This window comes from Streptomyces sp. NPDC001717 (genome assembly GCF_042892775.1).
Taxonomy (GTDB): domain Bacteria; phylum Actinomycetota; class Actinomycetes; order Streptomycetales; family Streptomycetaceae; genus Streptomyces.
The window spans coordinates 1-20438 of record NZ_JBIAUK010000026.1 but is presented as its reverse complement, the minus strand read 5'-3'; the positions used below and the strand labels follow the sequence as shown (position 1 = coordinate 20438).

The following is a 20438-nucleotide window of genomic DNA, read 5'->3' as shown; positions in this document are numbered from 1 at the left end:
ACACTCCGCCCCCGACGGGCCGACAATCACCCTGTGACGTCGAGTTTCGAGTTCCCCGCCTACCCCGTGCCACGGCTCTCCGATGCCGAGCGTGACCGGGCGCTGGGCCAGCTCCGGGAGGGTGCGGCCCTCGGGAAGCTGTCCCACGACACGTTCCTGCGCCGGATGGAACTCGCCCTGGTCGCCCGTCGCTCCGAGGACCTCGCCGTCCTCACCGCCGATCTCCAGACCAGGGCGGGCACCGCCGAAAGCGGATGGACCCGTCGACTGTTCGGCTGGGTCGGACGGGCCTCCGCCGTGAGCGTCGGCGTCCGGCGCGCCTGGGCGGCCGAGAAGCTCCCCAAACTGCTGCTCCCGCACCCGAGCTCGATGCCCCTGAGGATCGGCCGGGACCCGGGCAACGGCCTGCGGCTCAGCCACGAGACGGTGTCCCGCGTGCACGCCGAACTCTGCATCCAGGGCGGGGTGTGGGTGGTGCGCGACCTCGGCTCGACCAACGGGACCACGGTCAACGGGATCCGGGTCACCGGCTCCGCGCTGGTGCGCGCCGGGGACCAGATCAGCTTCGGGAAGATGGCCTTCCGCCTCTCGGCGGGCTAGGTCGTCGAACTCCCGTCCACCCCTGAGGCAGCATGGGCGCCATGGAACCGCACCCCACCCCCGTCGTCCGCCGGGCACGCCCCGCCGACCTGCCGCGTCTGGTCGAGCTGATCCACGAACACGTCGCCTACGAGAAGTCCGACCCGCGCCCGCCGGGGCTCGCCGAACGGCTCGGCCCGCAGCTCTTCGCCGAGGACGCCCGGCTGTGGGTGCTCCTCGCCGAGACCCCGGACGGCGAGGTCGCCGGATACGCCGCCTGCTCGACCGAGTTCGCCTTCTGGGACGGCCGCCACTACCTCCACATGGACTGCCTCTACCTCGCGGAGGAGGCCCGCGGGCACGGTCTCGGAGCCGCGCTGATGGACGCGGTGCGGGGCCTGGCCCGAGAGCTCGGCCTCGACCACGTCGAATGGCAGACCCCCGACTGGAACGAGGGCGCCATCCGCTTCTACGACCGGCTCGGCGCCACCGGCCGGCCCAAGCGCCGGTACGCGCTGCCGACGGAGCCCGCCGGAGCCTGAGCACGGGCTACCGCCCGGCCGCCACGAGGCGTTCGTACGCAGCCAGGACCGTACGGGACTGGTGCTCCACCTGCGTGGCCACCGGCACCCAGCGGGCCCCGAAGCGCGCCGAGAACTCCTCGCACCACCCCGTGACCAGCCGGTCCAAGCCGGGCGCCGCCGGATGGCCCTGCGCGCGCAGCACCCTCAGCAGCATCGCGGCGGCGCGCAGCGACAGGCGCCGCCCGAAGGCGTCGATGCTGGCGATGTACGCGACGGTGGCCTCCGCGGGCGCACCGGAGCCGGTCCACTCCGCGGCGATCCGGGGGATCAGCGAGAGGGTCCAGTCCACGGCGCGCAGCAGGGCCCCGGCCGTCGCGTCGGCCCCGGCAGCGGCCCCCTCCCGGGCCCGGGCGACGGGCCCGGCGTCCGCGGTGAGCCGGCCGGCCAGCAGCCGCAGGGCGCCGCGCGGGTCGGGGTGCGGCGCCGGATCGCCCACCAGGTCGGAGGCCCACATGGGGACCTCGACGATGGCGGTGGTGCCCTCGTACCGATGCGCGTGGTACCAGGTGCTGAGCCGCGTGTCCTCCGGGTGGAAGGCCCCGGCGGCCGCGCTCCCCGGCTCCGGGATCACGAAGATGCCCGGCCCGGGGGAGGGCCAGCCGGCGGCGTCCGAGGCTCCGTTCTCCACGGGGATGCGCAGCTCGGCGGCCGATTTGCCGAAGGGCTCCGCGAGACCGGGTATGTCCCGCGTGAGCTGAACCCAGGAGCCCCCGAGGTCCGTCGCGTGCAGGGAGACCTGGAGCACGGGACGGAGTTCGTCGATGAGCGCGGTCAGGGCCAGGGTCTCGGGCGGCAGCCGGTCCGGAGGCAGTAAAGACGGCGCCCACTCGGGCTGTTCGGGCCCGGGAGGCCGGTAGAAGCTGCGGTGGTAGTCGAGGAGCGAGTAGGGGCGGGGCGTGCGGTGCAGGGCCGCCCCGTCGGGGTCGGCGCAGAGCAGGAAGTGCCAGCCGCAGCCGACCCGGGGCGCGGGCTCGCGGAGCAGCCGCCGCGCCAGGGCCAGCGCGGTGGCCCCGCCGACGGGCTCGTTGGCGTGGGCTCCGGCGACGACGAGCACGCCCCGGCCGCCGTCGTGCCCCGTCGGCGCGAGGGACAGTACCCAGAGCGGCTGCCCGGCCCGGGATGTACCGGCCCGGCGGATCCGGGCGTCGCCCGGGTGTTCGTCGGCCAGGGCCCTTGCGGTGAGGGCGAGTTCGTGTGGTGTGGGGTAGCGCGTGTCACTGAGGAGGGTCACAAGTGATGCCATGCCCGCCGGGGCGCCCGCCTACTGCTCCGCGCGTCCCGAACTTCCCTCGGTGAAACCCCTGGCCAAGGCCCCTTCCCAAGCCGCGGTGACGCCGCCGAAGCGGGCGCCCGGGTTCCGCCGGGGCCGCGCGCTACCGCGGGCGGCGGGCCCCGTGCCGTCGGGGTCGGGTGCGGCGGCGCGTCGAACGCCGGTGCTCGGCGGGGGCGGCCCCCCCTTGGCACTCCCGCGCCGGCGGGGTCGGGTGTGCGGCGGGGCGCCCCCGCAGGGCGTCGAACGAAACCCGTTCCGCTGACCGGTGCCGCACCCGGTTCGACGCCCGAGGAGGTGCCCCGGCGCACACCCGACCCCGCCGGCCCACCCTGCGGCCCGGGAACGGGGTGCCGCTGCGCGGAGCGGGTCCCCTACCCGCCCTTCCACCGTTCCCCGGGCTCTGCCCGGACCCGCGCCTCAAACGCCGGCGGGGCTGAAAGACCCGGGGCTCCGCCCCGGACCCCGGTCCTCAAACGCCGGACGGGCTGGAATCGCCTGGCGGCGCAAAGACCCAGGGCACCGCCCGGGACCCCGCGCCTCAAACGCCGGCGGGGCCGGCAGCGGCCGAATACAGCCCCGCCGGCGTTTGAGGCGCGGGCGCGGAGCGCCGTAGGGGTGAGGTGGGCCCCGTCCCGGTCCGCGGTTAATCCGTGCGGACGAGGGCTGTCGCCGGTTGGGTGGACAGGAGGGCGGACAGGGGTGCCTCGCCCGTGTGGGAGGCGGGCGGGCCCCCGGTGGGCAAGGGCGTCCACCGACCCGGCGGCAGCGGCAGTACCGTGCCGCGCCAGCCCCCCGCCCCGGCCAGCCGGTGCGAGAGGCGGGTGGCGACCGCCACGAGGCCGGACGAGCGGGCGAAGGCCAGGCAGTGCTCCGCCGCCGGCCCCCGGGCCGCCAGCGGGGTGTAGCCGGTGAAGAGGTGGGGGCGGGTGCGGCGCAGGCGCAGCAGGGCGGAGGTGAGGGCCAGCTTCTCCTCGGCGGGGCCGACGGCCGCGGCCCCCCTGTCGAGCCGGGCCAGCGCCTCCCGCGGGAACACGACCGGGCGCCGGTTGTCGGGGTCTACCAGCGCCCGGTACTCCGTCTCCGCGCCCTGGTAGACCTCCGGCACCCCCGGCATCGTCAGGTGTAGCAGCGCCATCCCGAGCAGGTTGGCCCGGGCGGCCTCCGCGAGCTCCGGCGGAAGGTCCGCGTCGGCCGGGGCGTACCCGGCGACGCCCGCCTCGTAGGCCTCGTCCCGTTCGGTCCAACTGGTGTGCAGCCCGGCTTCCCGGACCGCCTTGAGCAGGGCCTCCGCCAGCCGGGGCGCGGCATCCGGCACCGGCCCCAGGCCCAGCGCGGTCTGCCGGGCCACCCACGACAGCTGGGCGTCGGGTCCGGCGACGGGCGGGTCCGCCGCGGCCGGCGCCTGGGACAGCACGGAGATCCGGGCGCGGACGTCCGCGCTGCGCTTCGTGTCGTGCGTGGACAGCACCGTCCCCGAGCCCGGCCACTCCCGCTCCAGCTCGGCGCAGTACGCGTGGAACTCCGCCACCGGCACCGCCGGGCGTCCCGGATCCCCGCCGACCTCGGTCGCCGACAGCAGCGGCGCGTACCGGTAGAAGGCCCGGTCCTCCAGGGACTTGGCGCGCAGGGCCGCCGAGGTCTGGGCGAAGCGGGCCGCGAAGGCGGGGTCCCGCGCCAGCAGCTCCCGTACGCCGTCCACCGCATCCGCACCCGCCACGGCACCCGCCACCGCGGCGGCCCGCTCCAGCGTCGCTGCCGGAGCCGGCTCCGGATCCCCGGGGTACGGCCGGTACACGGGGTAGGCGACGAGCAGCTCCCGCACGGCGTCCGCCAGCTCCGAGCCCGCCCGGCGCTCCAGCGCCGCCAGTTCGGCGGCCAGGTCGCCGGTCAGCACCTCCCGCGCGCAGGCCCCGGCCATCCGTTCCCAGTCGGGTGAGCTCGTCAACTCGCGGTACCGGCCGACCAGTTCCGCGGCGCCTGCGGGATCCGTGAACACCCCGTCCACCCGGTGCAGCGCGTCGTAGCCGGTGGTCCCGGCCACCGGCCAGCCGGACGGCAGCCGCTCGTCGCGGGCCAGGATCTTCTCCACCACCACCCAGCATCCGCCGCCCACCGCCGCCCGCAGCCTGCGCAGGTAGCCCTCCGGGTCCGCGAGTCCGTCGACGTGGTCGATCCGCAGCCCCTCCACGAGCCCGTCCCGGACGAGCTCCAGCACCTTCGCGTGGGTGGCCGTGAACACCTCGGGGTCCTCGACCCGGACCCCGATCAGCTCGGAAATGGTGAAGAAACGGCGGTAGTTGAGCGAGGTGCGGGCTTCCCGCCACCAGGCCGGCCGGTACCACTGCGCGGCCAGCAGCTCGGCCGGCGGCAGTGCGGCCGTCCCCTCCCGCAGCGGGAACTCGTGCTCCCCGCAGCGCAGCACCTCCCCGGCGACCTCCAGCGTGCCGGGCTCCGCCGGTCCCGCGAGCACCGGTAGCAGCAGCTGCCCGCCGCCCGCCTCCCAGTCGATGTCGAACCAGCGCGCGTACGGGGAGTGCGGCCCCTCCCGCAGCACCTCCCACAGGGGCCGGTTCAGTCGCAGCGGCGTCGGTACCGCCATGTGGTTCGGGACGATGTCGAGCACCAGACCGAGCCCGTGCGCCCGGGCGACCGCGCCCAGCGAGCGCAACCCGGCCTCGCCCCCGAGCTCGGCCCGCACCCGGGAGTGGTCGGTGACGTCGTACCCGTGCGCGGAGCCGGGCACGGCCTCCAGCACGGGGGAGAGGTGCAGGTGCGACACGCCGAGCGAGGCGAGGTACGGCACGGCCTCCTCGGCCGCCGCGAAGGGGAACTCGGGCCGCAGCTGGAGCCGGTAGGTCGAGGTCGGCGGCGTGGCGGTGACGGCTTTCGGGGCACCGGATTCCGATCGGATGTCTGACGGCGGCTGGCTCATGAGAACGTACGTACCCAGCCAGCCGGATTCCGTGCCATGGCCCAATGCATACGGGTGACCGCGCCCGCTTAGCGTGACTCGGGTGGTTTCAACCGTCGACACCTATCGAAGAGTCATCGCCCTGACCGGGCCCCTCCTGCCGCTCTTCTCCTTCCTCGCCCGGCTGCCCGTCGCGATGTCCCAGTTCGGGAGCGTCCTGCTGGTGGCGGAGACCAGTGGCTCCCTCGCCACGGCGGGAATCGTCGGTGGCGTGCTGTCCGCCGGGCAGGTGCTCTTCGGGCCGGTCCTGGGTCGGCTCGCCGACCGCCGCGGACAGCGGCCCGTCGTGCTCGCCGCGGCCGCCGTCAACGCCGTCGCGACCACCGGGCTCGTCGTCGGTGCCCTCGGCGGGCTCGGCACCGTCCCGCTCGCCGTGATCGGCGCCGTCACCGGTGCCTCCGTCCCGCTGATCGGGCCGCTCGCCCGGACCCGCTCCGTCGCCCTCGTGCACCGCGCGAAGGCCGACGAGGGCGTCATCGGGGCCGTCCACTCCATCGAGGGGACCATGGACGAGGTCTCGTTCGTCATCGGTCCCGCCCTGGTCGGACTGGCCGCGCTCGTCGCCCATCCCGCCGTCGCCCTCGGCGGCGCGGCCGCGCTGGTCGCCGTCTTCGGCACCGCCTTCGCCCTGCACCCGACCGCCGCCGCAGTGGCCGGGGGCCCCGCGCCCGAACGCGCCGAGGGAGTGCGCCGGGCCCGGCCCGCCGGGGTGGTGTACTCCGTGCGCGGCTCGCTCTTCCTCCAGGGCGCCATGTTCGGCGGCCTCCAGGCCGGGATCGCCTCGCTCACCGAGGAGTTGGGGGTGCCCGGCCAGGCGGGCATCGTGTACGCCGCCAATGGCGTGGTCAGTGCCGCGGTCGGGCTCTCCCTGGGCGCGCTGCCCGCCCGTTTCGGGCTCCGGCTGCGTTGGCGGGTGGCCACCGCGGCCGCCCTGCTGCTCTCCGCGCCGTTGCTGTTCACCGGCAGCCTGTGGGGGCTGTACCTGATCGTGACCCTCCTCGGCGCGGCCGTCGCACCCCACCTGATCACCGCGTTCGCGCTCACCGAGCGGCACGTGGAGCCGGCCCGGCTCGCCGAGTCGATGGCCTTCGCGACCAGCTCGCTGGTGGCGGGCCAGGCGATCGCCCTGGCCCTGTCGGGCCGGCTGGCCGAGTGGTACGGACCCTCCGGCGCCTTCGCGGTGTCCGTGGGGGCGACCGCGCTCGCCCTGGTGATCGCCCTGGGCACCCGGGTGCCCGCCGGTCGCGGCCGGACGGTGCCGGGACCTGCGGACCCGGACCGCGAGGACGGTACGCCCGCGGCCCCCGGGCCGCGAGGGGCCGGTGACACGTCGGGCGCCGGCGCCGCCCCCGGCGCCGCCCCCGGCTACGCCGGTCGCTGAAGCACCACCAGGCTCCGGCCGGTCAGCGTCACCCGGTCCCCGGCCGCGAACTGCGGCCCGGTGCCGGGTGGCGGCACCTGCTCCCGGGCGGTGTCCACCACCAGGCGCCACTGGTCACCGTGCCCGGCCGGCAGGGTGAACTCCTGGGCGTCCGCTCCACAGTTGAACATCAGCAGGAACGAGTCGTCGGTGATCCGCTCGCCGCGCGTGCCCGGCTCGGAGATCGCCTCCCCGTTGAGGAACACGGTCAGTGCGCGGGTGCTCTGCGCCTGCCAGTCGCGGGCCCGCATCACCTCGCCGTGCGCGGTGAACCACGCGATGTCCGACAGCTCGTCGTGGGTCCCCTCCACCGGCCGCCCGTGGAAGAACCGACGGCGCCGGAACACCGGGTGGTCCCGCCGCAGCCACACCATCTGGCGGGTGAACTCCAGCAGCGCGGGCGCCGGTTTGCCCGGCACCGGCCAGTCCACCCAGGACAGTTCGTTGTCCTGGCAGTACGCGTTGTTGTTGCCGCCCTGGGTGCGGGCGAACTCGTCGCCGTGGCTGAGCATCGGCACGCCCTGCGACAGCATCAGCGTGGCGATGAAGTTGCGCATCTGCCGCTCGCGCAGCTCCAGCACCTCGATGTCCTCGGTGGGGCCCTCCACCCCGCAGTTCCACGACCGGTTGTGGGTCTCGCCGTCCCGGTTGCCCTCCCGGTTGGCCTCGTTGTGCTTCTCGTTGTAGGAGACCAGGTCGTGCAGGGTGAAACCGTCGTGGCAGGTGGCGAAGTTGATCGAGGCCAGCGGACGCCGCCCGTCGTCCTGGTAGAGGTCCGAGGAGCCGGTCAGGCGCCCCGCGAACTCCGCCAGCGTGCGGGGCTGCCCGCGCCACAGGTCCCGTACGGTGTCGCGGTACTTGCCGTTCCACTCGGTCCACAGCGGCGGGAAGTTGCCCACCTGGTAGCCGCCCTCGCCCAGGTCCCACGGCTCGGCGATCAGCTTCACCTGGCTGACCACCGGGTCCTGCTGGACCAGGTCGAAGAACGAGGACAGCCGGTCCACCTCGTGGAACTGCCGGGCCAGGGTGGCCGCCAGGTCGAAGCGGAAGCCGTCCACGTGCATCTCGGTGACCCAGTAGCGCAACGAGTCCATGATCAACTGGAGCACGTGCGGGGAGCGCATCAGCAGGGAGTTCCCGGTGCCCGTGGTGTCCATGTAGTGCCGCGGGTCCTCCGTCAGCCGGTAGTACGAGGCGTTGTCCAGCCCGCGGAAGGACAGCGTCGGGCCCAGGTGGTTGCCCTCGGCGGTGTGGTTGTAGACCACGTCGAGGATCACCTCGATCCCGGCCTCGTGCAGGGCCCGCACCGCCGACTTGAACTCCAGCACCTGCTGGCCGCGGTCACCCGAGGCGTAACCGTTGTGCGGGGCGAAGAAGCCGATCGTGTTGTAGCCCCAGTAGTTGCTCAGCCCGTCGTCGACCAGCCGGTGGTCGTTGACGAACTGGTGCACCGGCATCAGCTCCAGCGCCGTCACCCCGAGCTTGGCCAGGTGCCCGATGACCGCCGGGTGGGCGAGCGCCCCGTAGGTGCCGCGCAGTTCGTCCGGCAGATCGGGGTGGCGCATGGTGAGGCCCTTGACGTGGGCCTCGTACAGCACGGTGTGGTGGTACTCGTGGCGCGGCGGTCGGTCGTTGGCCCAGTCGAAGTACGGGTTCACCACGACCGAGCTCATGGTGTGCGGGGCGGAGTCGAGGTCGTTGCGCGAGTCGGGCCGGCCGAAGTGGTAGCCGTACACCTGCTCGCCCCAGTCGACGCTGCCGCTGATCGCACGCGCGTACGGGTCGAGGAGCAGCTTCGACGCGTTGCAGCGCAGGCCGCGCTCGGGCTCGTACGGGCCGTGCACGCGGAAGCCGTACCGCTGGCCCGGCATCACGCCCGGCAGGTACGCGTGCCGGACGAAGGCGTCCGTCTCGCGCAGCTCGACGGCCGTCTCCGAACCGTCGTCGTGCAGGAGGCACAGCTCGATGCGCCGGGCTGCCTCGGAGTAGACCGCGAAGTTGGTGCCGGCGCCGTCGTAAGTGGCGCCGAGCGGATACGCCTGTCCAGGCCAGACTTGCATGGATAACGACTCTTCCCGTCATTCTGCGGAGCTGATCCGGCGTGGACCACGTCACTGCCAGATCTTCCCCGAAAGAGGGGCCCCACACGGGGACTTGGCCGGGGTCCTACCGGGTGACCCGCAGACCTGATATGCGGGTCAGCGGACTGTCTGCGCATCGGATAATGGGTCAACGGACAACCGGTGTAAGGCTCATCGGGCTGCAGTGGGCCGCGCGCGCGGAGTACCCTTCCGTGATCACTGGAGACGGGCGTCCAGACGCAGAAGGCGGTGCACGGGTGAGCTCGGGAGGTCTGGAGCTGCCCCCTGGTGACAGCGGTCACGAGGGTGGCCCGGCGGACGCCGTGGGCGCGGCCCCCGGCGGTACGGCGGCCGCGGCGGTGTCCCTGGCCCCGCAGGCGGCCGGGAGCCTGCGGGCCGGCGCCGAACTGGACTGGGGCGCGGAGGCCTGGAGCGAGGTCCGTACGCGGGCGCAGCGGGCGGGTCGTGCGTACATCTGGCTGAACCTGATCGAACAGCGGCTGCGGTCGGTGGTCGGGGCGGTGCTGCGGCCGATCTACGAGCCGGTGCACGGCGAGGACGACTGGGTGGTCGCGGCCGCGGGCCCCGCCGGGCAGGAGTGGGTGCAGCGGGCCGTGGCCGTGCGGGAGGTCAGCCGGCGCAAGGGCTACCTGCTCGACCCGGCCGACGACAACGTGCTCAGCTTCCTGACGCTGCCCCAGCTGCGGGAACTGATGGTCCAACACTGGCCGTGCTTCGAGCCGTACTTCGACGACCGCCGCGAGATCGAGCTGGCCCTGGACGAGCTGGAGGTCACGCGCAACGTGGTCTCCCGCAACCGGGCGCTGTCGCGCGCCGTGCTGGAGCAGGCGGAACGGGCCTCGGCGCGGCTCCTCGACGTCCTGGGCGGCGGCGCGGGCTCGCCGGGCGCCGACCGGCTGCCGATCGACGCGGTCGAGGACCTGGTGGGCGACCGGTACGCGGACGTGGTCTCCGTCCACCCCGACCGGGTGCGCCTCCAGCGCCAGCTCCCCGCGGAGGACCTCTTCGGGGGCGCGCGGCGGCTCGACGCCATCGGCATAGGCCTCAACCTGCTCGTGCAGAACTTCTCCGGCCGAAGACTCGTCCGGCTCACGGAAGCCGGCTGCCGGGTGCGGCTGCTGTTCCTGAACCCGGCGAGCAGCGCGATCAAGCGGCGCGAGCGGGAGCTGGGGCTGCGCAAGGGCGAGCTGAGCCGCTCGGTGGAGATGAACATCCTGCACGTCCGGCGCGTCCGGGCGGGCCTGGGCGACCCCTCGCGCTTCGAGATCCACGTCTTCGACGAGACCCCCCGCTTCACGGCCTACCTGGTGGAGGGCCAGTCCTCGGGCATCGCGGTCGTCCAGTCCTACCTGCGCCGCGCCCGCGGCATGGAGGCCCCGGTCCTGGTGCTGCGCGGCGGAGGCCGGGGCGTCCCCAAGGACGCGGACCACGGGCTGTTCACGACGTACCGGGAGGAGTTCGAAGCGGTGTGGGAGGACTCCCGGCCGGTGTCCTGACCCCGTCCCGTGCCCCCGCCCCGGACCCGGGAGACGGCTTGTCAGTGGGGCGTGGCAGGCTGAAAGCCGTTGAAAGAAGGCGTACGGGGGAGGGGCACGACATGGGGGGATCGGGGATGAGCTGGGTCAGCGGGCCGATGGTGGCCTTCGACCTGGAGACCACGGGGACCGACATCGAGAACGACCGGATCGTCACGGCCGCGGTCGTCACGACGGAGCCGGACGGAAGGGTCTCGCGGAAGCGGACGTGGCTGCTCGATCCGGGGGTGCCCATCCCGGAGCAGGCCTCGGCGATCCACGGGATCTCCACGGAGCACGCCCGGGCGAACGGATCGCCGGCCGCGCCGGCGGTCGAGGAGATAACGGGGGCGCTCGCGCAGGAGCTGGCCGAGGGCACCCCGCTCGTCGTGATGAACGCGCGGTACGACCTGTCCCTGCTGGACCGCGAGTGCCGCCGCCACGGGCTCGTACCGCTCGGCCGGCGGCTGGCGGGCCGGCCCGCTCCGGTCATCGACCCGCTCGTCCTGGACAAGCACGCCGACCGCTACCGCAAGGGCCGCCGGACCCTCCAGGCCCTCTGCGAGCACTACGGGGTCACGCTCGACGCCGCGCACGACGCGGTGGCGGACGCGCTGGCCGCGGCCGGCGCGGCCCGGAGGATGGGGGCGCGGCACGCCGCCATAGGCTCGGTGGGGCTGGCGGACCTGCACGACCTCCAGGTCCGCGCGGCGGCGGAGCAGGCGGCCTCCCTGCAGAGCTACCTGCGGCGCACCTCGGATCCCGAGGCGGTCGTGGAGCGGGCCTGGCCCGTGGTGCCGTACCGGGTCTGAGCCGGTGACGGCGGGTCAGCGCAGGAGCCAGTGCGTGGTGAGGTCCATGACCTCCGCGCGGGTGCGGGTGCCGTGGTCGGCGGCGACGACGTAACTGCCGAGCCGCACGGAGAAGGTCAGCATGCAGCGGACCTCGACGTCGTCCTCGTCGGGGCAGAATTCGCCGAACAGCGAGCGCAGGTAGTCCATGCGCCGGTTGTCGACACGGCGCAGCCGCTCCGCGACGTGTTCGTCGCGCCGGGCCCAGTCGCGGATCGCGAGGTCGAGCGGCACGCCCGTCGCCGGGCCGTCGCCGATCTCGGCGACGAGCGTGAACAGCCGCGCCAGCCGGGCCCTGGCATCCCCGCCGCCGCTCTCGACCTGCTCGATCACCGCCTCGGTGACCGCGCGTTCCCAGGTGTCGAGCATCTCGTCGAGCAGCGCCCCCCGGCCCTGGAAGTAGCCGTAGAACCCGCCCTTGCTCACGCCGAGCGCCTGCGCCAGCACCTCGATCCGGACGGCCTCGGGCCCGCCGGCGGCGAGCGCCCGCAGGCCCTCCTCGATCCACTTGCCGCGTGGTGTGCGGGTCACGCCCACGGTGTGTCTCCCCTCACGTTCCACTGGTCTATACGCCACCGTATAGACGGGTGCTAGCCTTCTTCTATACGGCATCGTATAGACAGGAGCTTGCTCGTGAGACTCCCGAAGACCGCGCACACCTCCCGCCCCTGGCGGATCCACGAGATCGCGGGCGACTTCCACGTCGAGGACGTCTGGGAACTGCCGACACCGGGCGGACCGGACGACCTGGCCCTGCTCGTTGACCAGTTCGCGAACGGCGAGGGTGACCCGGTCCCTTCCCTCGTCGGCCGCGCGCTCTTCGCGCTCCGCTGGAAGATCGGCGCCCTGCTGGGCTGGGACAAGCCCTCCGACGGCATCGGCGCCCGGGTGCCGACGCTGCGCGACCGGCTCCCGGCCGACCTCCGCGAGGGCCCCCGGGGCCCGGACACCAAGTCGGTTCCGTTCACCTCCGTCTACCTCACCCGTGACGAGTGGGCGGCGGAGACGGCCAACCGGACCGTGCACGGGGTGATGCACATCGGCTGGGTCCCGGACGGATCCGGCGGCCACCGCGGCCAGATGGCCGTCCTGGTCAAGCCCAACGGGCGTCTCGGCTCCCTGTACATGCTGGGCATCAAGCCCTTCCGCTACCTGGGCGTGTATCCGGCGCTGATCCGGAGCATCGGCCGCGAGTGGGAGCGGCGCGCCGCGGCGAGGAGCGCGAGCGGCTCCTAGGACGTGTCAGCCGACGCCCGCGAGTGCCGTCGCGACCAGCAGGGCCGTCACTGCGGCGGTGCGCCGGCCGTGGCGCCGCCCGTCCATCAGCACCTGGGTCGCCGCACCGGCGAAGAGCGGCATGCACAGGGCCTCCGCCGTGTCCCGGTCCAGCGACACCCGGCGATCCGTGAGCAGCACACCGGCCGCGAAGCCGAGCAGTGTGGCGAGGAGCACGGGCAGCTCGAACGAGGGCTCCGACCGACGGATCCGCCGGGCGTCGCGGGAGCGGACCGCACGGATGTGCCGGATGACGCACGCGCCCACGGCCAGTGCGCTGACGGCCCTGGCCAGGAGCGCCGCGCCTTCCCAGAGGCCGGGCGGGGAAGTGTGGTCCATGGTGGTGCCGGCTTCTCGCGTGACGGGGGGCGGGGCGGGCCGTGGCCGCGACCCCGCACCGGAACCTTTGGTTCCGGTGCGTGATGGTCGCACGCCGGTCGCGACGCGCTCGCGGCGGGGCTACCGGGGCGCCGCTTCCCCGGCCCAGGCGTCGCTGTACTCGATGTGGATGTCCCGGGCGCTGTCGTCGCCGTGGCCCAGCTGCGCGCAGTAGTGCCGGTTGTCGGCGGTGTGGCCGGGGCCATGGGCGGCCACGTCGTGGAAGTGGCCGGCGGTTTCCCGGAACGCCCTCGCACTGCCCGTAACGAACAGCGTCTCGGCGTGGACGTGCTGGTGGAACAGGTCGCGGTTCTCCGCGTGGTGCAGGGCTTCCCAGTCGATCTCGGGCCGGTCGGTGCAGACCGTGACGGTGCGGCGGTGGCCCGCCCCGAGCCGTCCCCGCAGTTCCTTCCACCGCGAGGGCGCGAACTGGAGCGAGTGGTGCAGCAGGACCAGGTCGAGCCGGCGCGCCCCGGCGTCCCCCGAATCGCCGGCGCGCCGCAGCGGCACGTGGACCAGGGCGCGCGGCGACGTGGCGGCCAGGCCCCACAGGCCGCCGATGAGGCCCGCCGCGGGCCGGTCGACGTACGCATTGAGGAACCGGTCGTCCTCGACGAGCAGGGCGTGCTCCGGCGGGCGGGCGGGGCGGATCACCGTGAACTCCCGCGGGCCGAGCCGGGGCCGGTGGACGGTGACGGGAAAGCGCATGATCCTTTGATAGGCGGCGCTCAGAAGGAATGCCAGCGGGTTTCCCGATCGCCGGCCCGCAGCGAGGCCACCCGGCGGCGGAATTCGGCCAGGGCCTTCGGGTTGGCGGGGGCGTGCTGGGAGACCCAGGCGCAACTGGCCGTCTCCCGGGCGCCGCGCAGGACCGCGCAGCCCTCCCAGTCGCGGACGTCCCACCCGTAGGTCGCCACGAAGGTCTCGTACGCCCCGTCGGGCAGGCCGTACCGGTCGCGCTGGAGGGCCATCACCACCAGGTCGTGCTCGCGCAGATCGGTCGACACCGTCTCCAGGTCGACCAGGACCGGGCCGTCCGGGCCCACGTGGACGTTGCGGGGCAGGGCGTCGCCGTGGATCGGCCCCCGGGGCAGGCGCGGGGTCAGGGCCGCGACCTCGCCGGCGTAGGCGTCGCGGCGCGCCCGCAGGTACGCGGCGTCCGCCGGGTCGACGGCCCCGCCGGCCAGCCGCAGCCACCGCTCGACCCCGCCCAGCAGGTCCCGCGCGGGCAGTTCGAACGGCGCCGCGGGCAGGGCGTGGAGCAGTCGCAGCAGTGCCGCCAGGTCCTCGGGGCCGGCCGGCCGCACCGCGTCCGGGAGCCGGTGCCACAGGGTCAGCGGGTGCCCGTCCACCAGCCGGGGCTTCGGCTCGGCCGCGCGCACCGCCGGGACCCCGTACTCGGCGAACCAGCCCGCCACCGCCAACTCCCGCTCGGCGCGCTCCAGCAGGGCCGCCTCCCGGCCCACCTTCACGACCAGGTCGCCGACCGCGAACACCGCGTTCTCCCCGAAGGAGAGCAGCGCGGCGCCGCCCCGGCCGCCGCCGTCCAGGCCCGCGGCGGCCAGTACGTCCCTGGCCCGCGCCTCGTCCATGTGGTCCTCCGCATCCGGCTCGTCGGCAATGCGCCCAGTCTCCCATCCGGATCACCGGGCACCCCGCATTCCAGGTTGCACGAGACGTATCGTCTCGTTATGGTGAGGGGCATGACCTCGACCACCGAGCCCGCGCACATCGCCATGTTCTCCATCGCCGCCCACGGGCACGTGAACCCGAGCATCGAAGTGATCCGGGAACTCGTCGCCCGGGGCCACCGCGTCAGCTACGCCATCCCCGCCGCCTTAGCCGACGAGGTCGCGCAGACCGGCGCCACCCCCGTGATCTACGCCTCCACCCTCCCCACCGACGACGACCCCGAGGCCTGGGGCACCGAACTCATCGACCACCTCGAACCCTTCCTGCACGACGCCGTCCAGGCCCTCCCGCAACTCGCCGACGCCTTCGCGGGCGACGAGCCGGACCTGGTCCTCCACGACATCACCTCCTACCCGGCGCCCGTCCTGGCCCACCGCTGGGGCGTCCCCGCCGTGTCCCTCTCCCCGAACCTGGTCGCCTGGGAGGGGTACGAGGAAGAGGTGGCCGAGCCGATGTTCGCCGCGCTGAAGGCGTCCGAGCGCGGAAAGGCGTACTACGCCCGGTTCGCCGCGTGGCTGACCGAGAACGGGCTCGGTGACCAGGTCGACCGCTTCCAGGGGCGCCCGCGCCGCAGCCTCGTCCTCATCCCCAAGGCGCTCCAGCCGCACGCGGACCGCGTCGACGAAACCGTGTACACCTTCGTCGGCACCTGCCAGGGCGAGCGTTCCGCCACGCAGGGCACGTGGCGCAGGCCGGCCGCCGCCGAGGGCCGGAAGGTCCTGCTGGTCTCCCTGGGCTCCACCTTCACCAAGCAGCCCGCCTTCTACCGCGCGTGCGTGGAAGCCTTCGGGGACCTGCCCGACTGGCACGTCGTCCTGCAGATCGGCAAGTTCACCGACGAGGCCGAGGTGGGCCCGGTCCCGGCCAACGTCGAAGTGCACCGCTGGGTCCCCCAGCTCGACATCCTGCGCCAGGCCGACGCCTTCATCACCCACGCCGGCGCCGGCGGCAGCCAGGAGGGCCTCGCCACCGCCACCCCGATGGTCGCCGTCCCGCAGGCCGTCGACCAGTTCGGCAACGCCGACGTGCTGGAAGCCCTCGGCGTGGCCCGGCACGTCCCCATGGAACGGGCGGACGCGGCGACGCTCCGGGAGGCCGTGCTCGGACTCCTCGCCGACCCCGAGGTCGCCGTCCGCGCCGAAGCCGTCCGTGCGGCGATGACCGGCGAGGGCGGCACCCGGCGGGCCGCCGACCTCATCGAAGCCGAGCTGCCGCAGCGCGCGTTGTCGTAGTCGGGGCCTACGCTGCCCCCATGGCGAAGGCGAAGAAATACGCGGCGCTGCTGCGCGGCATCAATGTCGGCGGGAAGAAGAAGGTCCCGATGGCCGAGCTGCGCTCCGTGCTGGAGGGGCTCGGGCACGCGGACGTGGCGACGTACCTGCAGAGCGGCAACGCCGTCTTCGGCAGCACGCGCGAGGAACCGACCGCACTCGCCCGGGAGCTGGAGGCGGCCATCGAGGAGCACTTCGGCTTCCCCGTGGCCTGCCTGGTGGTCGACGGGGACTACCTGCGCGCCGTAGCCGAGGCCTGCCCGTTCCCGGCCGCCGAGCTGGAGGGGAAGCAGCTCCACGCCACCTTCCTCTCCGAGGACCCCGGCGCGGACCGCTTCGCCGCGATCGACGCGTCCGCGTACCTCCCGGAGGAGTACCGGCTCGGCGACCGCGTCATCTACCTCTACGCCCCCAACGGGCTGGGCCGCTCCGAACTGGGCGTGGCCCTGCACAAGCCCTCCCTCCTCAAGGGCCTGGACGCCACGACCCGCAACTGGAACACCGTCGTCAAACTCGTCGAACTGACCGGCCTTCAGGAACGAGCGAAATGATCACCACAGAACGCCTCCGGCTGCGCCCGCTCACCGAAGCGGACACCGACTGGTGGGTGCGTCTCCACGCCGACGAAGAGGTCAACCGGTTCGTCGGCGCCTACACGCCGGAGCAGGCCGCGGCGCGCCTGCGGGCGATACGGCGGCAGTGGGACGAGCGCGGTCACGGACTGTGCGCCGTCGAACTGCTCAGCACCGGCGAGGCGATCGGACGCTCCGGGCTGTTCTGGTGGGAGCAGTTCGACGAGACCGAGATCGGCTGGACCTTCGCCCGCGAACACTGGGGGCGGGGCTACGCCACCGAAGCGGCGCGGGCGGTGCTCGCATGGGGCTTCGGGACCCTGGGGCTCGAGCAGATCACCGCGATGATCCATCCCGGCAACACCGGCTCCGCCGCCGTCGCCCGGCGCCTCGGGTTCACGCCCCTGCGCGAGGACACGATCCTCGACCGCCCCTGCACCGTCTACGGCCTGTCGGACCGCCAGGAGGACGCCTAGTGCTCTGACCGGAAAGGTTCACCGCCTCACGACGCCCGGCACGGCACCTCGCCGCGTTGTCGGGCCACGCAAGTACGTCCCGTACGAGCCGTGGCCCTCCGCCTTGCGATGCACCGCACCGGACGCCGTGAGTCGGCAAACCTTTCCGGCCAGAGCACTGGCTAGCCGAGGGAGTCCAGCAGTTCCAGTTCCTGCGCCGTGAGGCGGATCGTCGCCGCGTCCAGGTTCTCCGCCAGGTGCGCCGGCGAACCGGTGCCCGGCGTCGGGCACAGCACGGGGGAGTGGTGCAGCAGCCACGCCAGGGCGATCTGACCCGGGCCCGCCCCGTGGGCAGCGGCCACCGAGGTGACGGCCGCCGCGCTCTCCCGGGTCAGGGAGCCGCTGCCCAGCGGGTAGTACGGGAGGAAGGCGATCCCGTTCGCCTCGCACACCGCGAGGACCTCCGCCGACATGCGGTTCAGCAGGTTGTAGGCGTTCTGCACCGAGGCGATCGGCACCGACTCCAGCGCCAGGCGGAGTTCCTCCGCGGTGACGGTGTCCAGACCGATGTGCCGTATCTTGCCCTCCGCCCGCAACGCGCCGAGCACACCCAGCTGTTCGGCCATCGGCACGGCCGGATCGAACCGGTGCAGCTGGTAGAGGTCGATGCGTTCCAGCCGAAGCCGCCGCAGGCTCGCCTCGCACTGCCGGCGCAACTGCTCCGGGCTGCCCGCCACGTGCCACTGATCGGGGCCGGTGCGCACCACCCCGCCCTTCGTGGCGACGACGAGCCGCTCCCCGTACGGGTGAAGGGCCTCGGCGATCAGTTCCTCGGCCAGGTCGGGGCCGTAGTTGTCGGCGGTGTCGATGAGGGTGACCCCGCGCTCGACCGCCGTCCGCAGCAGCGCGTGGGCCTCGGCGCGGCCGGCGCGCGGCCCCCAGTAGCCGGGGCCCACCAGGCCGCCCGTGCCGAAGCCCAGCCGCCGCAGGGGAAGGTCGCCGCCGAGTATGAACGTCTCGTTCGCCATGCCCCGACCGTAACCCAGAGGGCCGGGTGTGCCAGGCTCCTCCCATGCGCTACATCATCATCGGAGCGGGCGCGGTGGGCGCCACCATCGGCGGACGGCTCGCGGAAGCGGGCGGCGAGGTGGTCCTCGTCGCGCGCGGCGCCCACGCGGAGGCCCTGAGGGCCGACGGGCTGCGGCTCACGACCGCCGACGGGGAGCGGGTGCACCGGCTCCCGGTGGTCACGGCCCCGGCCGAGCTGGGCGAACTGCGCCCCGACGACGTGCTGCTGCTGACCGTGAAGACCCAGGACGCGATCGCCGCGCTCGACGCGTGGGGCGACGCGGAGGTCGCGGGCGGCGGCACGGCCGCGCAGCGACTCCCGGTACTGTGCGCGCAGAACGGCGTGGAGAGCGAACGCCTCGCGCTGCGGCGCTTCGCGCGTGTGTACGGGGTGTGCGTGTGGCTGCCGTCCACCTTCCTGGAGCCGGGCGTCGTCTCGGCGCTGTGCGCGCCGCTGACCGGCATCCTGCACCTGGGCCCGGCGGCGGGCGGCCCCGCGGACCGGACGGTGCGTGCGGTCGCGGCCGACCTCGGGAAGGCGGGCTTCGAGGCGCCGGTGGTCGAGGACGTGATGCGGTGGAAGCACGCGAAGCTGTTGGGGAACCTCGGCAACGCGATCCAGGCGACGACGGGACCCGAGCCGGAGCCGGCGAAGGCCGCGCTGCTGCTGAGGGCCGTCCGGGAGGGGAAGGCCGCCTTCGCGGCCGCGGGCATCGCGTACGCCTCGGAAGCGGAGCAGTCCGCCGCGCGCGACGGCAAGGTCGTCCAGCCGGCCGGGGTCCGGGGCGGGTCGTCCTGGCAGAGCCTGGCGCGGGGCACCGGGTCGGTGGAGGCGGACTACCTCAACGGGGAGATCTCGCTGCTGGGCCGCCTGCACGGGGTGCCGACCCCCGTGAACGACGTACTGCGGCACGCGGCGAACATCTTCGCCCGCGAGTCGCTCCCGCCGGGCGCGATGACCATCGCGGACCTGACCGCCCTCGCGGACGAGGCCGCGGCCCGGAGCTGACTCCCGGCCGCGGCGCCTGGCCGTCGGTCAGGAGGTGCGCTTGAGGGTCCAGGTGTTGGCGTTGAAGCTGGGGACGGCCGAGTAGCGGCAGCCGCTGGAGTAGTAGGAGCTGACGATGGTCCAGCCGGCCGGGGGCCACGTGGAGGCGCAGGCGTTGACCTGGGTGCCGACCGGGTAGCCCCGGAGGTCCTTGATCTGCTTGCTGTTGGGGTTGAAGCCCGAGCCGCAACCGCCGCTGTTCCACCACTGGACGTCCACCCAGCCGTCCGGGGTGAGCGTGCTGGAGCACATGTTGACCGTGTCGCCGGGCGCCGCGGAGGCGGGGCTCGCGCTGATGCCGAGGGCCGTGACGGCCAGCGTGGCCAGAGCGGCGGCGTAGCGGGTGCGGATCATGAGGGGTTCCCTTTCCGCGCACTGGGATCGCCGCCGACGGTCGGCGGGCCTGACCAGGCGCCGAGCCCCATTGGATCCGAACCGTCCACGATACGGACAGTGATCTTTTGGGCATAACTCCACGGCGGTTTAAAGCCGCTGGTGGAGCCCGGATCAGGCGGTCAGCGCCGGGAGGCGGGTCGGCGCGGCCGCTGCGGCCCCGTCGTAGCGGAGCAGCAGCAGGCGGGCCAGTTCCGGGGCCTCGCCCAGGACCCCGGCCAGCACGTCCGCACCCGCGGCCTCCGCGCCGGCGGCGATGCGGTCCGGCAGCCGGCCCGGGGCGATGACGTACGGGGCGACGGCCACGCGGGCGAAGCCCTCGGCGCGCAGGGCCCGTACGGCGTCCTCCGTACGGGGAAGGGCAGCGGAGGCGAACGCAGGCCGCACGGCGCACCAACCGGTACGCCGCCACTCCCGCGCGGTTTCAGCGATCGCTGCGATCGCCTCCGGGTCTGAGGATCCGGCGGACGCGAGCACCACCGCGGTGGTGGAGCGGTCCGCCGGGGTGAGGCCGGCTTCGGTGAGCCGGCGCTCCAGGGCTTCGAGCAGGAGCGGGGACGGGCCGAGGACGTCGGCCACCCGCACGGACAGCCCCGGCAGCCGGTCCGTGGACTCGGCCAGCACCGCGGGGACGTCCGACTTGGCGTGGAAGGCGCGGGTCAGCAGCAGCGGGAGCGCCACCACGTCGCGTACGCCCGAGAGGTAGAGCGAGGCCAGGGTCTGCCCCACCGAGGGGCCGTCGAAGTCCAGGAAGGCCGTCTCCACCCGCAGCCCCGGGCGCAGCGAACGGACGAGCCGGGTCAGGGCGTGCACGGTCTGCGCGTGCCGCGGATCGCGGCTGCCGTGGGCTATGACGAGCAGGGCGGGAGCCTGAGCGGGAGCCATGACTAGCTCTTCACCAGGAGGCCGCGGCTGCGCAGGACCCGGCGTTCGGCGGGGCTGAAGATGAGGAGGTCGATGGCGATGCCGACGACGAGGATGAGGATGATGGC

At 73.9% G+C, this 20438-nt stretch carries 20 protein-coding genes and 1 pseudogene; 10 read left to right on the top strand and 11 right to left on the bottom strand.

Features of this window, described 5'->3' with window-relative positions; all coding sequences use genetic code 11:
* Positions 1-33 precede the first annotated feature (33 nt).
* Both ACFYZL_RS30625 and ACFYZL_RS30620 read left to right on the top strand, forming a co-directional pair.
* Positions 34-600, top strand: a complete 567-nt coding sequence (locus ACFYZL_RS30625) for an FHA domain-containing protein (protein ID WP_384754742.1) — start codon at positions 34-36, stop codon at positions 598-600.
* A 41-nt stretch (positions 601-641) separates the two neighbouring features.
* Positions 642-1121: a GNAT family N-acetyltransferase gene (locus ACFYZL_RS30620; RefSeq protein WP_384754745.1), complete on the top strand. Its 480-nt coding sequence runs from the start codon at positions 642-644 to the stop codon at positions 1119-1121.
* Positions 1122-1128: 7 nt separating this feature from the next.
* Here ACFYZL_RS30620 and ACFYZL_RS30615 read toward each other — a convergent pair whose 3' ends face one another.
* Together ACFYZL_RS30615 and treY are read right to left on the bottom strand one after the other, a co-directional pair.
* Positions 1129-2406, bottom strand: a complete 1278-nt coding sequence (locus ACFYZL_RS30615) for a M14 family zinc carboxypeptidase (RefSeq protein ID WP_384754748.1) — start codon at positions 2404-2406, stop codon at positions 1129-1131.
* Between the two features lie 673 nt (positions 2407-3079).
* Positions 3080-5368 (bottom strand): malto-oligosyltrehalose synthase, encoded by a 2289-nt coding sequence (gene treY / locus ACFYZL_RS30610; protein WP_384754126.1) that lies wholly within the window; start codon positions 5366-5368, stop codon positions 3080-3082.
* A gap of 82 nt (positions 5369-5450) precedes the next feature.
* Between treY and ACFYZL_RS30605 the strand changes: the two genes are divergently transcribed.
* A complete protein-coding gene (locus tag ACFYZL_RS30605; RefSeq protein ID WP_388683440.1) occupies positions 5451-6788 on the top strand; it encodes an MFS transporter in 1338 nt (445 codons plus the stop codon).
* Here the strand turns inward: ACFYZL_RS30605 and glgX are convergent.
* A complete protein-coding gene (glgX, locus tag ACFYZL_RS30600; protein ID WP_384754132.1) occupies positions 6773-8887 on the bottom strand; it encodes a glycogen debranching protein GlgX in 2115 nt (704 codons plus the stop codon). The two genes, ACFYZL_RS30605 and glgX, sit on opposite strands and share 16 nt — an antisense overlap.
* Positions 8888-9165: 278 nt before the next feature.
* On the opposite strand from glgX, the gene ACFYZL_RS30595 reads away from it, so the two are divergent.
* Positions 9166-10425 (top strand): SAV2148 family HEPN domain-containing protein, encoded by a 1260-nt coding sequence (locus tag ACFYZL_RS30595; RefSeq protein ID WP_388683436.1) that lies wholly within the window; start codon positions 9166-9168, stop codon positions 10423-10425.
* Positions 10426-10541: 116 nt separating this feature from the next.
* Positions 10542-11255 carry a 3'-5' exonuclease gene (locus tag ACFYZL_RS30590; protein WP_384754138.1) on the top strand — a complete coding sequence of 238 codons (714 nt, stop codon included), beginning with the start codon at positions 10542-10544 and terminating at the stop codon, positions 11253-11255.
* A 15-nt stretch (positions 11256-11270) separates the two neighbouring features.
* On the opposite strand, the gene ACFYZL_RS30585 is transcribed toward ACFYZL_RS30590, so the two are convergent.
* Complete coding sequence (locus ACFYZL_RS30585; protein WP_388683434.1) at positions 11271-11831, bottom strand: TetR/AcrR family transcriptional regulator; 561 nt, start codon at positions 11829-11831, stop codon at positions 11271-11273.
* Between the two features lie 96 nt (positions 11832-11927).
* Here ACFYZL_RS30585 and ACFYZL_RS30580 point away from each other — a divergent pair, with 96 nt between their 5' ends.
* On the top strand, positions 11928-12530 hold the full coding sequence (locus ACFYZL_RS30580) for a DUF2867 domain-containing protein (RefSeq protein ID WP_388683432.1): 603 nt from the start codon (positions 11928-11930) through the stop codon (positions 12528-12530).
* A 6-nt stretch (positions 12531-12536) separates the two neighbouring features.
* On the opposite strand, the gene ACFYZL_RS30575 is transcribed toward ACFYZL_RS30580, so the two are convergent.
* The 3 genes from ACFYZL_RS30575 to ACFYZL_RS30565 form a co-directional block, all read right to left on the bottom strand.
* Complete coding sequence (locus ACFYZL_RS30575; RefSeq protein WP_388683430.1) at positions 12537-12908, bottom strand: hypothetical protein; 372 nt, start codon at positions 12906-12908, stop codon at positions 12537-12539.
* Between the two features lie 120 nt (positions 12909-13028).
* Positions 13029-13655: a hypothetical protein gene (locus ACFYZL_RS30570; protein ID WP_388683428.1), complete on the bottom strand. Its 627-nt coding sequence runs from the start codon at positions 13653-13655 to the stop codon at positions 13029-13031.
* A gap of 20 nt (positions 13656-13675) precedes the next feature.
* Positions 13676-14539 (bottom strand): phosphotransferase, encoded by an 864-nt coding sequence (locus ACFYZL_RS30565; protein WP_384754153.1) that lies wholly within the window; start codon positions 14537-14539, stop codon positions 13676-13678.
* A gap of 99 nt (positions 14540-14638) precedes the next feature.
* Between ACFYZL_RS30565 and mgt the strand changes: the two genes are divergently transcribed.
* Genes mgt through ACFYZL_RS30550 form a run of 3 tightly spaced genes read left to right on the top strand, consistent with a single transcriptional unit; the run spans position 14639 to position 16958 of the window.
* On the top strand, positions 14639-15871 hold the full coding sequence (gene mgt, locus ACFYZL_RS30560) for a macrolide-inactivating glycosyltransferase (RefSeq protein WP_388683425.1): 1233 nt from the start codon (positions 14639-14641) through the stop codon (positions 15869-15871).
* 20 nt (positions 15872-15891) lie between these two features.
* On the top strand, positions 15892-16461 hold the full coding sequence (locus ACFYZL_RS30555; protein ID WP_384754159.1) for a DUF1697 domain-containing protein: 570 nt from the start codon (positions 15892-15894) through the stop codon (positions 16459-16461).
* Positions 16458-16958: a GNAT family N-acetyltransferase gene (locus tag ACFYZL_RS30550; RefSeq protein ID WP_384754162.1), complete on the top strand. Its 501-nt coding sequence runs from the start codon at positions 16458-16460 to the stop codon at positions 16956-16958. Before ACFYZL_RS30555 ends, ACFYZL_RS30550 begins: the two co-directional genes overlap by 4 nt.
* A gap of 161 nt (positions 16959-17119) precedes the next feature.
* Here the strand turns inward: ACFYZL_RS30550 and ACFYZL_RS30545 are convergent, their stop codons facing one another.
* Positions 17120-17965, bottom strand: a complete 846-nt coding sequence (locus ACFYZL_RS30545; protein WP_388683422.1) for an aldo/keto reductase — start codon at positions 17963-17965, stop codon at positions 17120-17122.
* Positions 17966-18009: 44 nt separating this feature from the next.
* On the opposite strand from ACFYZL_RS30545, the gene ACFYZL_RS30540 reads away from it, so the two are divergent.
* Complete coding sequence (locus ACFYZL_RS30540; RefSeq protein WP_388683419.1) at positions 18010-19014, top strand: ketopantoate reductase family protein; 1005 nt, start codon at positions 18010-18012, stop codon at positions 19012-19014.
* Between the two features lie 27 nt (positions 19015-19041).
* Here ACFYZL_RS30540 and ACFYZL_RS30535 read toward each other — a convergent pair whose 3' ends face one another.
* The 3 genes and pseudogenes from ACFYZL_RS30535 to ACFYZL_RS30525 all read right to left on the bottom strand — a co-directional run.
* Positions 19042-19407, bottom strand: coding sequence for a hypothetical protein (locus ACFYZL_RS30535; RefSeq protein ID WP_384754171.1), 366 nt, complete (start codon positions 19405-19407; stop codon positions 19042-19044).
* A gap of 153 nt (positions 19408-19560) precedes the next feature.
* Positions 19561-20331: a sirohydrochlorin chelatase gene (locus ACFYZL_RS30530; protein WP_388683416.1), complete on the bottom strand. Its 771-nt coding sequence runs from the start codon at positions 20329-20331 to the stop codon at positions 19561-19563.
* 2 nt (positions 20332-20333) lie between these two features.
* A pseudogene (locus tag ACFYZL_RS30525) lies at positions 20334-20438 on the bottom strand (ABC transporter permease); the annotation flags it as partial.